Origin of the sequence: Rhodococcus sp. JG-3 (assembly GCF_000482405.1) — a bacterium.
Classification (GTDB): Bacteria; Actinomycetota; Actinomycetes; order Mycobacteriales; family Mycobacteriaceae; genus Rhodococcoides; species Rhodococcoides fascians.
Map to the genome: position 1 here is coordinate 759,219 of NZ_KI519398.1, position 12,458 is coordinate 771,676.

Consider the following 12,458-nt stretch of genomic DNA (forward strand, 5'->3'; position numbering starts at 1 on the left):
AAATGTCTTGCTTACGGAATATTTACGCGTATGTTAGTCATCATGACGCAAGTATTACAGCGCACCGGAGTGCCCATCGACGCCTCGACCGCCCGCGGCGTGATCGGTGAACACCTATTGGCCGACGGTTTCGAGCTGGTCCTGGACCTGGACGCCTCCACCGGGTCCACCCTGGTCGACGCCCGAGACGGCACCCGCTACCTGGATCTGTTCACCTTCTTCGCGTCCAATGCCCTGGGTATGAACCACCCCGCCCTGACCGACGATCCGGATTTCCGGGCCGACCTGCTGCAGGCGGCGATGAACAAACCCAGCAACTCCGACATCTACACCGTGCCGATGGCACGCTTCGTCGACACGTTCGCCCGGGTGCTGGGCGATGCTCGGCTACCGCACCTGTTCTTCGTCGAGGGCGGTGCATTGGCAGTGGAGAACGCATTGAAGGTGGCATTCGACTGGAAGTCCCGGTGGAACGAGCGCAAGGGCATCGATCCGTCCCTGGGCTCGCAGGTGATGCACTTCGAGCACGCATTCCACGGGCGCTCCGGGTACACGATGTCCCTCACCAACACCGACCCGAACAAGGTCGCACGCTTCCCGAAATTCGACTGGCCCCGAATTCCGTCCCCGTTCATCAGATCCGACGCGAACATGGACGAGCTCGAAGACGCATCGTTGACGGCCGCGCGGCTGGCCTTCGAAGCCAATCCGCACGACATCGCCTGCGCCATCATCGAACCCATCCAGGGCGAGGGCGGGGATCACCACTTCCGCCCCCGCTTCCTGCAGAAGCTGCGCGCACTCTGCCACGAGTTCGACGCACTGTTCGTCATGGACGAGGTGCAGACCGGAGCCGGAATGACCGGCACCGCATGGGCTTTCCAGCAGCTCGACGTCGTCCCGGATGTGGTCGCCTTCGGTAAGAAGGTCCAGGTCTGCGGCGTGATGGCGGGCGGTCGCGTCGACGACATCGACGACCACGTGTTCGCGGTCAGCTCCAGAATCAACTCGACGTGGGGTGGCAGCCTCACCGACATGGTGCGCTCGCGTAAAATATTGGAGGTCGTCGAAGCCGAGAACCTCATCGAACGCGCCGGCCGACTCGGAACAGTGCTGCTGAAGCAGTTGCAGGAGTTGGCAACTCGACATGCGATGGTCACCGAGGTTCGTGGACGCGGACTCATGTGCGCCTTCTCCCTGCCCGACGCTACGACCCGCGACCGAGTGATCGAACTGTTGCGCACCGAGGAGCACGTACTCGCGTTGGGCTGCGGCGACGCGGCAGTGCGATTCCGGCCGGCACTGACGGTCACCGAAGCCGAACTGACACAGGCAATCGAGTCCATCGATCGGGTGTTGAATCGGCTCTGACCCACCGCGTCAGGTAATCCTTGACATCAGCCGCAGCCTTCTGTCAGGATAAACCTGACACAGGAGGTGGATCATGGATCCGATCGAGCTGGCCGCCGAGGCCGACATCACTGCGGCAACACGGGCGGTCGTGACGGCCGCAGCCACCGAGGCCGGTCGCATTGCCGACGAGATCATCGGCACCGGCCCACTGCCGGGCACACCGGAATGGGAGGCAGAGCAGTCGACCGACCTGCCTGCACGACGGAGCCTCGCGTGGCATCTGTTGAGTCTTCGTGTGCAACTGGCGGCGGGGCTCGACGGCATCGAAACCGTTGTGGTGCTGCGCGTTCAGGGTGCGACGTGGGCGATCATCGGCCAGGCGGTCGGCATGTCTCGTCAATCGGCGCACGAGCGGTGGGGTGCCCGCGCGGCGGCGATTCTCGATCCCGTCGGCGATGGGCAGCCCGACATCGTTCCGAACGACAGTCCGGCGTGACTCACCGCAGCACGGTCGCTGCCGCGGCTGCGACGGCGTCGGCCGCTCGCTGCAGTGCAGGCGACGACAGCGACCACTGCTGCCAGTACAGCTGAACGTCTTCGATGCCGTCGGCGTCGAAGCACGTCAGCGAGTCACAGTCCTGGAGGTCCGGGATCATTCCCCAGCCGAAGCCGAGTTCCACCGCCCGGGCGTAGTCCGAGGACGCCGGGACGAGGTGACGGGGCGGAGTATGCGAATCGACGCCTCGGTGCCGTAAGTAGTTGTCCTGCAATCGGTCGTCGGCATCGAACACCACCACCGGTGCGGTGCTCAGTGCCTCGATCGTCGTGCCGGCACCGAACCATCGCTCGATGAACTTTTCGGTTGCCGACGGCCGGTAGCGCATGGCGCCGAGGGATCGGACGGTACACCCACGGACCGGTTCGGACACCGATGTGATTGCAGCAGAGACGATTCCGTCGTGCAGGAGCTGGGCCGTGCGGTCCTGGTCCTGACGATGCAGATCGAAGGTCGTCGTACCGGCGAGTGGCGCGAGCGCAGGCAGCACCCACGTCGCCATCGAATCGGCATTGACGGCAATCGAAATGGGGGCCGAGACGCCGTCGTCGTTGAGCTCGGCCCTCGTCTGATCCGTGAGCGTATCGATCTGACGAGCCAGGCGTAGTACCGCGGCACCCGACTGGGTGGCCACCACCGGTTTCGTCCGCTGCACCAGGGTGCGCCCCAACGACGCTTCGAGCGACTTGATTCTCTGGCTTACTGCCGACGGGGTCACATGCAATGCACGTGCGGCAGCCTCGAAAGTTCCACCGTCGACTACTGCTGTCAGCGCTCTGAGCTGCTCGATCTCCACAATATGAAGTTATACTTACCGATGGTGAAAAACATTCGCTGGCTCTAATGCTGGTCGCCTCCTAGCGTGAACAGCATGACCTCGCTTGCCGCAGCACAATCGACGTTGACCGGATTGGGAGTCGGCCTGTCCCTTATCGTCGCCATCGGTGCGCAGAACGCGTTCGTCCTGCGCAAGGGCCTGCAACGCACCCATGTGTTCCCGGTGGTTGCGGTGTGCGCGCTGTCCGACGCCGTGCTGATCGTCGCCGGGGTGGCGGGCATCGGCGTCCTCGTGGACCGGTTTCCGCTGGCGCTACGCGTCGTCACCGTGCTCGGAGCGCTGTTTCTCCTCGTCTACGGAGTGATGGCGCTGAACCGCGCCCGCACCCCAGCGGCGATGACCACCGACGGCGGCGGCGGGGGCTCGCTGATCGCCGCTGTCGCAACGTGTCTCGCGTTGACGTGGCTCAACCCCCACGTCTACCTCGATACCGTCGTATTTCTCGGGTCCATCGGTAACCGGCAGCCGGGCGAGCTTCGGTGGTGGTTCGCCCTCGGTGCCGTGCTCGGCAGCGTACTCTGGTTCACCGCTCTCGGATACGGATCGCGCGTGCTCAGCCCCCTGTTCGCGCGGCCGATGGCGTGGCGGGTCCTCGATCTCGGTATCGGAATCATGATGCTCACCCTGGCCGCGCTGCTGTTGTTCGGCTGAGTCTGCCGCGCCGACGGAGCGCGAGCAGTGAGCTGAGTGTCCACAATTCACGATCGCGGCCCTCATCCCGATTTCGCATCCACAGAATGGACACGCAGCCCACCACCCGATACGAAGGACCCATGGCACAGCTGACGACGTTCCCGGAGCCCGATTCCTCCTTGTCCGATCCCGCCGACCTGTTCGTCGAGTACCTGCGCTTCTACCGCGGTGAGCTCGCCCGGCGGATCACCGCGTTGAGTGACGACGCGCTGGCCACGGCGGCTGTGCCGTCGCAGTGGACTCCCCTCGAGATGCTCATCCATCTTGTGTACATGGAGCAGCGCTGGTTCGTCTGGGGGTTCCTCGGGCGCGCCGTCGACGATCCGTGGGGCGACAAAAAGGACGGATCCTGGCATGTGCCGACCGACGTGCCGGCGGCGGCATTGCTCGCGCGCCTCGACGACGGCGCTCGACTGACCGAGCAGGTACTGCGGTCTCATCGCATGGACGACGTGGCCACCCTGGGTGGACGATTCACCGAAGAACAGCCCACCCTGATCTGGATCTGCTTTCATGTACTGCAGGAATACGCCCGCCATCTCGGCCACCTCGACGTCGCCGTCGAACTGACCGGCGGGCCCGCAGGCGAGGGGCCGCAATGAGAATCAACATCACCAGTGTGTTCGTCGACGACCAAGACAAGGCACTGGCGTTCTACACCGACGTACTGGGCTTCGTGGTCAAGCACGACATTCCCATGGGCGGAACAGATCGCTGGCTCACGGTCGTATCTCCTCAGGAGCCGGAGGGCACCGAGCTACTGCTCGAGCCCAGCGGCCATCCGGCAACCGGCCCGTTCAAGACGGCACTGTTCACCGACGGCATTCCGTTCACCCAGTTCGCCGTCGAAGACGTTGCCGCCGAACACGATCGGCTCGTCGGACTGGGTGTCAGGTTCACTCAGGAGCCCACCGAGATGGGCCCGGTGATCACCGCCGTGTTCGACGACACCTGCGGCAACCTGATTCAGATCATCGCTCCGGTGAGCTGACCGGTCACACGTTCGCGTACAGATCGACGGTGGTGCCGTCGGGATCGTGCACGACGGCATAACGCTGCCCCCAGAACGCATCCCACGGCTGCAGGTGCCCTGTGTACCCCGCGTCGGTCACTGCGGCCCACGCGGCATCGACTCCGGCGGCCGTGCCGCAGTCGAATGCAAGCGCGACGCGGTGGCCTCCGCTGGGCGCGGTCCACGTCGGATCGAACGAGGTGATCGTCGAGGGTAGGTCGAACAACAACCGAACCCCACCGAGGTCGACCTCCACATGTTGCTCGGCATCGGCCTCGGCCGGAATGTCCAGTCCCAGAACGCGGTAGAACGCCAATGCAACTGCCATATCGGCGACGACGATTTCGATTCCTGCCAGACGTGGTTTCACCCGGACAAGGGTAGCCACGTCAGCCCCAGTTCGCGGCATTTGTCAGGCAGAACGGATGCCCGGCCGGATCCAACAGCACACGCCAGGTCTCACCCGGTTGCTCGTCGGGCACAGTTGCACCCAACTGCACTGCGGCTTTCGCGGCCGCATCCAGATCGTCGACCGCGAGATCGAAGTGAAACTGTTTGCTGCCCTTCGTGTTCGGCCACTGCGGCCGCTGATAATTCTCCACGCGTCCGAATCCGAGCGCGCTGGAGGGCCCCTGCAGCATCGCGTAATCCTTCTCCGCGTGGACGACGGTCCAGCCGAGTAGCGCAGACCAGAACGTCGCGCTGGCCTCGGGATCTCCGCAGTCCAGCGTGACCATCTTCAGGGTTGCCACGGGTGCATCGTTCATGGTGTTTCTCCTCGACAGCGTCGATCGTTTCTCGAAGGTGTCGGACCAGACTCCTACACTGACGCCCGTGCCGGATAGGAAAAATGCGACAGCCACCCACGCCGGTGTCCTGCGGCCGGATCAGCTGGCGCAGTATGTCGACCTGGTCCGGCTGCCGTGTGCGGCGTCGTTGGAACCGTGGGTCGAGAACTACTGGCAACTTCGGTGGGATCTGCCGTCGGGCACCTCGTATCGCAGCTCGACCCTGCCCCACCCGGCATGCACGCTCAGCGTCGAGCACGGCTGGACCCGCGCCGGCGTCACCGAGCCGGTGGTCGTGACCGGAGTGCTGACCCGACGGTTCGACGTCGAACTCGCCGAGTCCGGGTGGGTGTTCGGCGTCAAGTTCCGACCCGGCGGCTACGCGAGCTTCACCGGAACCGTGGCCCGAACTCTGCGCGACGTCCCAGTAGCTCCGCCCACCCCGTTCCGATCGGAGACCGTCGCCGCGTTGACGCGACTGGACGCACAGCACGACGCCGACCACTGCCGAACCGTCGTCGACGCGGTTCTCGAGCCCTACGCCCACGATGTCGAGCCGGAGTACGAGATCGTCTTGGATGTCATCGGCACGATGCTCGGTGATCGGACGCTGATACGCGTCGGCCAGGTGGAGGACAGATGTGGCATCGGGACTCGTCGGCTACAGCGGTTGTTCGAGCGTTATGTCGGTGCGACGCCCAAGTGGGTTCTGGGCCGATATCGGATTCACGACGCCCTCAGTGATCTCGACAACGGATACAGCGGGTCGCTGGCGGAACTCGCCGCGCGGTACGGCTGGTTCGACCAGGCGCATTTCACCCGCGAGTTCACCGAACTGGTCGGTGTGTCTCCCGGTACGTATCAACTGTGAGTAACACCTTCGTCACGCAATGCGACTTTTGCCGATTCGTTTGGCACAGTATCCCGCGGTGCTCGGTAGCACCCGGTGGGCAACCGCAGCACAGAGGAAGAGTGGGCTTCAACGCATGATCAACATTCTCGTCGCCGGTGGAATCGCATTGGCGGTCTCGATTCTGTTGACGCCATTTCTCATCGCGCTGTTCACCCGGCAGGGCTTCGGCCAGGAGATTCGCGTCGAAGGCCCGGCGAGCCACCAAGCCAAGCGAGGAACGCCGACGATGGGCGGCGTCGCGATCATCGTGGGTCTGTGGGCCGGTTACCTCGGTTCCCACCTCGTGGCGATGGGAGGCGACGGGCCGTCGGCATCGGCGCTGTTGATTCTCGGTCTCGCGACCGCCCTCGGCATCGTCGGTTTCCTCGACGACTACATCAAGCTCCGGATGAAGCGAAGCCTCGGCCTCAAAGCCACCGGAAAGTACGTCGGGCAGATCAGTGCCGCAGTGATCTTCGCGGTTCTGGCACTGCAGTTTCGCAACGGCAACGGGCTGACGCCGGGCAACGTCGAACTGTCGCTGGTGCGTCAGTCGACGTTCTTCACGATGGCTCCGATCGTCTTCGTGCTGTTCTGTGTGTTCCTCGTCGTTGCCTGGTCCAATGCCGTCAACCTCACCGACGGGCTCGACGGTCTGGCGGCGGGCTCGATGACCCTCGTCCTCGGCGCCTACACGGTGATGACGTTCTGGCAGTACCGGCAATCGTGCGCCACCAATTCGGTGGCCGGGTGCTACCAGGTGCGTGATCCCCTCGACCTCGCTGTCGTGTGCGCGGCGGCCGCGGGAGCGTGCATCGGATTCCTGTGGTGGAACGCGGCACCGGCCAAGATCTTCATGGGTGACACCGGCTCCCTGGCACTCGGTGGTCTGCTCGCCGGACTGTCCGTCGTCAGCAAGACCGAGCTGATCGCGGTCGTCTTTGGAGCCCTCTTCGTCGCCGAGAGCGCCTCGGTGGTCATCCAGGTCGCGTCCTTCAAGTCCACCGGCAAGCGGCCGTTCCGGATGGCACCGATCCACCATCACTTCGAGTTGGGCGGCTGGGCGGAAACAACGGTCATCATCCGACTGTGGCTGTTCGCGGCCATCGCGTCGGCGCTGGGGCTCGGATTGTTCTACAGCGAATTCCTCGCGGCCGTCGGCTGACCTCTACGATTCCGATATGACCGACGAACTGTCTCCGCTGGCCAAGGTCGATGCTCTCGCCGCCGAACTCGAGACCCTCGATGCTCGACGCGTCGCCATCGGAGTCGAACTCGTCAACCTTCAGTTCGGACTCGACGGAAACGCAAAGATCCGCGCCACCGAGGTCTTTCACAGCGACTACCTGGGCAGGCTGTTCACGTTGGTCGACGAACTACGCACCGACGAATAGACCCGACTTTTCACACGGCGCTCTGGTCGGAGTCCAGCACAGTCAATCGAAAATCCCTCAGCGACAGGGTCCATGCCGCAATCGCGGCCAGCACAGCACCCCCGACGGGAAACACCGTCCACGGACTGCCGATGATCGGGGTGAAGGTCGACTCCGGCTCACCGCGAGAGATGTACGACGTATCGGTGCTGTACAGGTCCGATACATACGTGTCCGAGAAGTACGTGTCTGCAGTGTGAATGTCCATCGAAGTCCAGCCGTAGTCGGATGCTGGAGTCGTTGGCTCGTCACCCGAGTCCACGAACATCAACGTGGGGAGCAATGGCGCCGCGGTGTCCGCCTCCGACCGCTGCGGCGGCCAGTGGGTCCACGCGAAGGCACTGCCCGCTCCCAGCGCGGCACCGACGACGATCAGCAACGTGAACAGGTGGGCGGAACTGTACTGACGGTCTCTGACGACGCGCATTCCGGAATCGACGAGAAACCACGCCACCACCACAGCCAGAGCCACCCCGGCGGCAACGAGATACAGCGACACGGGGAACCAGCTCGGTCGCAGATGTGCCGTCCCAGGAGTGTCCGGCGGTTCGGTGATCGCAACGTGCCACACCACCGCGGCCGCAGCCCCTGTGGCCGCGCCGACGCCCCCGAGCACTGCGACGAGCCCTTTGCCGGATGGTCTGTCCACGCGCGAGACTCTACCGGCCAGTCGGTCTCTTGACCTCGAGCATTGTTCAGGTTCTACCGTTCGATGCATGACGACACAGCGCCCCATGCAACCACCCGAGAAGCAACCCATCGGCTTCTGGACCGTCCGCGCCGGGGAGGCCGTCCGCGCTCGAACACGCGGAGCGCTCCGCGACATCGGCATCACCCAGGCCGAATGGTGGCTCCTGCATCAGATTTCACTGCATCCCGCTGGTGCCGATCGAGCGAGGACGATCGACACGATCGGACACAACGACACCCCTGGCGCGATCGTCGACGCAATCGACTCCGCTACCGAGAAGGGGTTGATCACCGAATCCCATGCACGACTGAAGTTCACGCCTGAGGGCCAGCGGCTATTCGCCCGCGCCGCGGACATCCAACGGATGCTGCAGGACGAACGCATGCAGGGAATCAGTCAGGACGATTTCGCGACCACCATCCGCGTCCTGCAACGAACCATCGAGAACGTCGGCGGCGACGCATGGCACTGGTAGGGCAGTCGCTCGTAGCCGACAGCGTCAGCGTCGCTTTCTGGTGAACAGAACACCGACCACGAGGCCGAGAACAGCGCCGAGGATGGGTAGGCCAAGAACTATCAATGCCGTTGTGTGTGTCTGCCACAACGATTGGATAAAGCTTGGATCGTCGGCAACGAATACATAGTTGACGCGTCGCGGCCTGTTCTCCCACAGCAAGTATCCGAGCGAGCCGATCAATCCGAGACACAGCCCGACCAGGGTGCTCAACCTACGCATTGCCGTGCGCCCCACGGGCCGCGTCGGCAAACTCCGCCATGCTCGGGAACTGCATCGCAAAACCGTAGTCGCCGTTCGGCTCCGGTGTTGCGCCCCACCCTGGCCGATCGTGTCTGCGATCGATCCACACCGACGCAAGGCCGTGACGCCGCGCCGGGACGTGATCGTGGAACAGGCTCTGCGCCACGTGCAGCAGACGTGATTTGGGCACACCGAAGTCGTCGAGGATCGCGTCGAGCGCATCGAAATGGTTGTCCGCCGGCTTGTATGCGCGCACATCCTCGGCTGTGACGATGGCGTCGAATTCAACGCGCAGTCGACGGTTGCTACCGGCAAAACCCGCGCGGTGCACGTTGGACAGAATCACCAGCTTGTAGTGCTCGGCGAGTGATGCCAGTGCGTCCGCCGAGTCCGGAAACGCCGGCCAGTCCGGAACGGAGCCGGCGAGTCTGCCTGACCATTCCGGGGTGACCGGTATACCCAGTGCGTCGCCTGTTCGTCCGAATGCGTCGGCCAGGATATCGGGATAGAGCATCGAGGGTGAATCCTGCTGCGCCTGTGCTTCGTTGGGGGCGTAGGCGGCGAGTAATTCGTCATTGGACATCGACCCTGTATCCGCAGCCCATGCGCCGAGCACGTCGCCGATCCCCGACTCCCAATCGATCAACGTTCCGTAGCAGTCGAAGCTCAAGACGTCGTAGTCGGCCAGGTTCATCGGGCTCCCTTGGGTATTCGGTGGCGGTCGGATCCGGATGCCTCTATCGTCTGCAGGTCATGTGCATCGTACTGCGGTTGGCCGACCCTAGACCGATCGATGGTCGGCGGTTGTGACGTCGACCCGGCTACGGCCGGCAGCCGCTACGGATGCCGAATTCCTGTACTCGATGGCCTCGGACGCCACCGTCATGCGGTGGGTGGGCGACGGAAAGCCCTGGACAAGAACTTATTTCGACCGTCGATTCAGCCGAGCACTGGCGACGACGGACCTCGATACACCCGACCTGCCCATGTGGTCGATCGGAGTCGAAGACGCGGTACCGGTCGGACTGCTGAGCCTCATCCGTCGAGCCGATCACGTCGAGGTGGGCTACTGGGTGCATCCGGACCACTGGGGACGCGGCTGTGCTGGGCACATGCTGGGCGAGGTCCGCGAGACCGTGGGCAACCTCGCAATGGTTGCGACAGTCGCACGCGGCAATGCCGCGTCGCAAAGAGTGCTGGAGAAGGCAGGGTTCACAGTCGTGCACGACGGTGATCCGTTGACCTATCGTCGATCACCGTCGTCCTGATTCGACTGCTCACCAGGTCCGATCACCAGGACCGCGGCGGACGTGGGCGCACCGATGTTCGCCCACTCGTGACCCCGCGGACCATCGGACGCGTCAGGAATTCGTGCGGAAACCCCATGTCGATGGCGCTGACCGAATGCAGCCGCATCAACTGCGACTCGTCGAAGACGACATCGAGGGCACCGATGTTGTGCCGCAACTGTTCTGCCGTCCGCACACCGATCAACGAACTGACGACGGCGGGATGCAGCAGCGTCCATGCCAACGCCACCTGGGCCGGAGTCGCACCCAACTCTTCTGCCACCTCGACGACGACGTCGGCTGTGCGCAAACCACGTTCGGTCAGTGTTCGGTTCGACCTCGCGTGATCGCGCCGACTGCCCGCCGGCAAATTCGAGCTCGCCCCTTCGATGTCGGCAGCGGTGTACTTACCCGTCAACACACCCCCGCCGAGGGGTGACCACGGAACCACACCGAGACCGAGATCTGCTGCCATCGGTAACAACTCGCGTTCGGTAGTGCGCTCGATCAGGCTGTACTCGACCTGCAGTGCGGACAGCGGTGGCCATCCGCGTAGCTGCGCAAGGGTCTGCATTCGCGCGACCTCCCAGGCCGGGGTATCCGAAATGCCGAGGTAGAGAACTTTTCCCGATTGCACCAAATCACCGAGGGCGGCCATGATCTCGTCGCTCGGCGTCACACCGTCCCATGCGTGCAGGTACATCAGATCGATGTAGTCGGTGCCCAGGTTCCGCAAACTGGCCTCGACCGAACCACGCAGGCTCTTTCTCCCGCCGCCACCCGCATTCGGGTCCGCCGGATCGCGCGTCGCCGCATATTTGGTCGATACGACAACCGAGTCGCGACAACCTTCGAGAAATTCCCCCAGATACCGCTCCGATTGACCGTCGGTGTAGATGTTCGCGGTATCGATCATGTTGCCTCCGAGGTCCAGATAAGCGTCGAAGATGCGTTTCGACTCCTGCTTGTCGGCTCCCCACCCCCAGGCGTCCCCGAATGTCATGGCCCCCAACGACAACGGTGCCACGCGCAGTCCCGAGCGTCCCAGGAGTCGATAGTCGTCCATCCGTGTCATCGTGTGTCTCCTTCTCGATCGATCCGTCCGGCTCACAGTGCCGGTCCGGTCGAGAAGCGGGAAGGTCATGGTCATCCTGGGACGCGCGATACCAGGCTGAGTGGTCCGAATTGACCTACGCTGTGTGGAATGACCACGACGCCACCGGAGATGGCCCGCCGAGAACTGGCGGCCTTCCTGCGGTCTCGACGTGAAGCGCTCGTTCCGTCCGACGTCGGTCTGCCGCCACGGATCGGGGCCTCCCGGACCCCCGGACTCAGGCGCGAGGAGGTCGCCGCGCTCGCCGGTGTCAGCGTCGACTATCTCGTGCGGCTCGAGCAGGCCCGTGATATCCGACCGTCCGCCCAGGTGGTGGGATCACTGTCGAGGGCCTTGAAGTTGTCCGGCGACCAGACGGGCTACCTGTTCACGTTGGCGGGGCATCGTGCACCCGAACGGCCCACCGACCGAAAGATTCCCGACGGAATCGCCCAGTTGGTACACGACGTCGAGCCCCTGCCTGCCATGGTCCTCGATTACAGACTCGACATCCTGGCCATCAACGAAACCATGGCCGCCCTGCTGCTCGACATAGACGAACGGCCCGCCGAGAGTCGTAATGTCCTCCGAATGTGCTTCTTGGACACATCATTCGATGGCTTCTACGAGTCACGCGACGACGTCGTCCGCGGTGCCGTCGCCGATTTGCGTGCCGCGTGGGTCGACCACTCGCACGACACTCACCTTGCCCTGCTGATCGACGAACTCCAACACGGCAGTGCCGAATTCTCGCGATACTGGCAATCACGAGAAGTATCGATACGAAGCCGGGGAGACAAGCCGATGCGGCACCCGCTCGTCGGCCCGGTGACCGTGACGTTCGACGTCCTCACTCCACTCGGCGACCCGGATCTTCGATTGATCGTCTATCGCCCGGCCGACGCACAATCGCATGCCGCGTTGGCCGAACTCGGTCGCCTCCGTGCTCGGCGACGCGGACGGCATCTGCGCACCATCTGAACCCGACCCAGCCGGGCTCGAAAAGTCGAGCCAACCGTGCCTGCGCCTCCCTATCGTTGTCACCAGAACGAAGGAAAGGCCA

The 12,458-nt window shown here is 63.8% G+C and carries 17 protein-coding genes; 11 read left to right on the top strand and 6 right to left on the bottom strand.

The features are described from left to right. Nucleotides 1-42 precede the first annotated feature (42 nt). Both lat and K414_RS0104905 read left to right on the top strand, forming a co-directional pair. Complete coding sequence (gene lat / locus K414_RS0104900; RefSeq protein ID WP_032367949.1) at nucleotides 43-1,371, top strand: L-lysine 6-transaminase; 1,329 nt, start codon at nucleotides 43-45, stop codon at nucleotides 1,369-1,371. Nucleotides 1,372-1,444: 73 nt separating this feature from the next. Further along, a complete protein-coding gene (locus tag K414_RS0104905) occupies nucleotides 1,445-1,849 on the top strand; it encodes a hypothetical protein (RefSeq protein WP_027494931.1) in 405 nt (134 codons plus the stop codon). 1 nt (nucleotide 1,850) lies between these two features. On the opposite strand, the gene K414_RS0104910 is transcribed toward K414_RS0104905, so the two are convergent. Further along, on the bottom strand, nucleotides 1,851-2,705 hold the full coding sequence (locus tag K414_RS0104910) for a LysR family transcriptional regulator ArgP (RefSeq protein WP_306436686.1): 855 nt from the start codon (nucleotides 2,703-2,705) through the stop codon (nucleotides 1,851-1,853). 75 nt (nucleotides 2,706-2,780) lie between these two features. Here K414_RS0104910 and K414_RS0104915 point away from each other — a divergent pair, with 75 nt between their 5' ends. From K414_RS0104915 to K414_RS0104925, 3 genes are all read left to right on the top strand, one after another. After that, on the top strand, nucleotides 2,781-3,398 hold the full coding sequence (locus tag K414_RS0104915; RefSeq protein ID WP_027494933.1) for a LysE/ArgO family amino acid transporter: 618 nt from the start codon (nucleotides 2,781-2,783) through the stop codon (nucleotides 3,396-3,398). 122 nt (nucleotides 3,399-3,520) lie between these two features. Further along, entirely contained in the window at nucleotides 3,521-4,042 is a 522-nt protein-coding gene (locus tag K414_RS0104920; RefSeq protein WP_037219763.1) for a DUF664 domain-containing protein, read from the top strand. Beyond that, nucleotides 4,039-4,431 (top strand): VOC family protein, encoded by a 393-nt coding sequence (locus tag K414_RS0104925; protein WP_027494935.1) that lies wholly within the window; start codon nucleotides 4,039-4,041, stop codon nucleotides 4,429-4,431. Before K414_RS0104920 ends, K414_RS0104925 begins: the two co-directional genes overlap by 4 nt. Before the next feature lie 4 nt (nucleotides 4,432-4,435). On the opposite strand, the gene K414_RS0104930 is transcribed toward K414_RS0104925, so the two are convergent. Both K414_RS0104930 and K414_RS0104935 read right to left on the bottom strand, forming a co-directional pair. Then, nucleotides 4,436-4,822, bottom strand: coding sequence for a VOC family protein (locus K414_RS0104930; protein ID WP_027494936.1), 387 nt, complete (start codon nucleotides 4,820-4,822; stop codon nucleotides 4,436-4,438). 19 nt (nucleotides 4,823-4,841) lie between these two features. Continuing rightward, a complete protein-coding gene (locus K414_RS0104935; protein WP_027494937.1) occupies nucleotides 4,842-5,219 on the bottom strand; it encodes a VOC family protein in 378 nt (125 codons plus the stop codon). A gap of 67 nt (nucleotides 5,220-5,286) precedes the next feature. Here K414_RS0104935 and K414_RS0104940 point away from each other — a divergent pair, with 67 nt between their 5' ends. The 3 genes from K414_RS0104940 (at nucleotide 5,287) to K414_RS0104950 (ending at nucleotide 7,526) form a co-directional block, all read left to right on the top strand. After that, nucleotides 5,287-6,111 carry a helix-turn-helix transcriptional regulator gene (locus K414_RS0104940; RefSeq protein WP_237606135.1) on the top strand — a complete coding sequence of 275 codons (825 nt, stop codon included), beginning with the start codon at nucleotides 5,287-5,289 and terminating at the stop codon, nucleotides 6,109-6,111. Between the two features lie 115 nt (nucleotides 6,112-6,226). Beyond that, entirely contained in the window at nucleotides 6,227-7,297 is a 1,071-nt protein-coding gene (gene mraY / locus K414_RS0104945) for a phospho-N-acetylmuramoyl-pentapeptide-transferase (RefSeq protein ID WP_027494939.1), read from the top strand. Between the two features lie 16 nt (nucleotides 7,298-7,313). Beyond that, complete coding sequence (locus K414_RS0104950; RefSeq protein WP_027494940.1) at nucleotides 7,314-7,526, top strand: hypothetical protein; 213 nt, start codon at nucleotides 7,314-7,316, stop codon at nucleotides 7,524-7,526. Nucleotides 7,527-7,536: 10 nt separating this feature from the next. Here the strand turns inward: K414_RS0104950 and K414_RS0104955 are convergent, their stop codons facing one another. Beyond that, nucleotides 7,537-8,214, bottom strand: a complete 678-nt coding sequence (locus K414_RS0104955; RefSeq protein WP_027494941.1) for a hypothetical protein — start codon at nucleotides 8,212-8,214, stop codon at nucleotides 7,537-7,539. A gap of 67 nt (nucleotides 8,215-8,281) precedes the next feature. On the opposite strand from K414_RS0104955, the gene K414_RS0104960 reads away from it, so the two are divergent. Next, nucleotides 8,282-8,731, top strand: a complete 450-nt coding sequence (locus tag K414_RS0104960) for a MarR family winged helix-turn-helix transcriptional regulator (protein ID WP_037218906.1) — start codon at nucleotides 8,282-8,284, stop codon at nucleotides 8,729-8,731. A gap of 253 nt (nucleotides 8,732-8,984) precedes the next feature. Here the strand turns inward: K414_RS0104960 and K414_RS0104970 are convergent, their stop codons facing one another. Further along, nucleotides 8,985-9,707, bottom strand: a complete 723-nt coding sequence (locus K414_RS0104970; RefSeq protein WP_027494944.1) for a haloacid dehalogenase type II — start codon at nucleotides 9,705-9,707, stop codon at nucleotides 8,985-8,987. A 112-nt stretch (nucleotides 9,708-9,819) separates the two neighbouring features. On the opposite strand from K414_RS0104970, the gene K414_RS28115 reads away from it, so the two are divergent. Further along, the gene (locus K414_RS28115; protein ID WP_027494945.1) at nucleotides 9,820-10,281 is read left to right on the top strand and encodes a GNAT family N-acetyltransferase; all 462 of its coding nucleotides are present in this window, start codon (nucleotides 9,820-9,822) and stop codon (nucleotides 10,279-10,281) included. Between the two features lie 22 nt (nucleotides 10,282-10,303). Here the strand turns inward: K414_RS28115 and K414_RS0104980 are convergent, their stop codons facing one another. Beyond that, complete coding sequence (locus K414_RS0104980; RefSeq protein WP_027494946.1) at nucleotides 10,304-11,377, bottom strand: aldo/keto reductase; 1,074 nt, start codon at nucleotides 11,375-11,377, stop codon at nucleotides 10,304-10,306. Between the two features lie 129 nt (nucleotides 11,378-11,506). Between K414_RS0104980 and K414_RS0104985 the strand changes: the two genes are divergently transcribed. Then, nucleotides 11,507-12,376: a helix-turn-helix transcriptional regulator gene (locus K414_RS0104985; RefSeq protein ID WP_027494947.1), complete on the top strand. Its 870-nt coding sequence runs from the start codon at nucleotides 11,507-11,509 to the stop codon at nucleotides 12,374-12,376. The last annotated feature ends 82 nt before the right edge of the window (nucleotides 12,377-12,458 follow it).

What these genes read in the sequence shown, in the direction of transcription:
- K414_RS0104915 (WP_027494933.1), top strand. Translation starts at nt 2,781, where the DNA reads ATGACCTCGCTTGCCGCAGCACAATCGACGTTGACCGGATTGGGAGTC.
- K414_RS0104935 (WP_027494937.1), bottom strand. Translation starts at nt 5,219, where the DNA reads ATGAACGATGCACCCGTGGCAACCCTGAAGATGGTCACGCTGGACTGC.
- lat (WP_032367949.1), top strand. Translation starts at nt 43, where the DNA reads ATGACGCAAGTATTACAGCGCACCGGAGTGCCCATCGACGCCTCGACC.
- K414_RS0104950 (WP_027494940.1), top strand. Translation starts at nt 7,314, where the DNA reads ATGACCGACGAACTGTCTCCGCTGGCCAAGGTCGATGCTCTCGCCGCC.
- K414_RS0104905 (WP_027494931.1), top strand. Translation starts at nt 1,445, where the DNA reads ATGGATCCGATCGAGCTGGCCGCCGAGGCCGACATCACTGCGGCAACA.
- K414_RS0104980 (WP_027494946.1), bottom strand. Translation starts at nt 11,377, where the DNA reads ATGACACGGATGGACGACTATCGACTCCTGGGACGCTCGGGACTGCGC.
- K414_RS0104925 (WP_027494935.1), top strand. Translation starts at nt 4,039, where the DNA reads ATGAGAATCAACATCACCAGTGTGTTCGTCGACGACCAAGACAAGGCA.
- K414_RS0104985 (WP_027494947.1), top strand. Translation starts at nt 11,507, where the DNA reads ATGACCACGACGCCACCGGAGATGGCCCGCCGAGAACTGGCGGCCTTC.
- K414_RS0104960 (WP_037218906.1), top strand. Translation starts at nt 8,282, where the DNA reads ATGACGACACAGCGCCCCATGCAACCACCCGAGAAGCAACCCATCGGC.
- K414_RS0104970 (WP_027494944.1), bottom strand. Translation starts at nt 9,707, where the DNA reads ATGAACCTGGCCGACTACGACGTCTTGAGCTTCGACTGCTACGGAACG.
- K414_RS0104920 (WP_037219763.1), top strand. Translation starts at nt 3,521, where the DNA reads ATGGCACAGCTGACGACGTTCCCGGAGCCCGATTCCTCCTTGTCCGAT.
- mraY (WP_027494939.1), top strand. Translation starts at nt 6,227, where the DNA reads ATGATCAACATTCTCGTCGCCGGTGGAATCGCATTGGCGGTCTCGATT.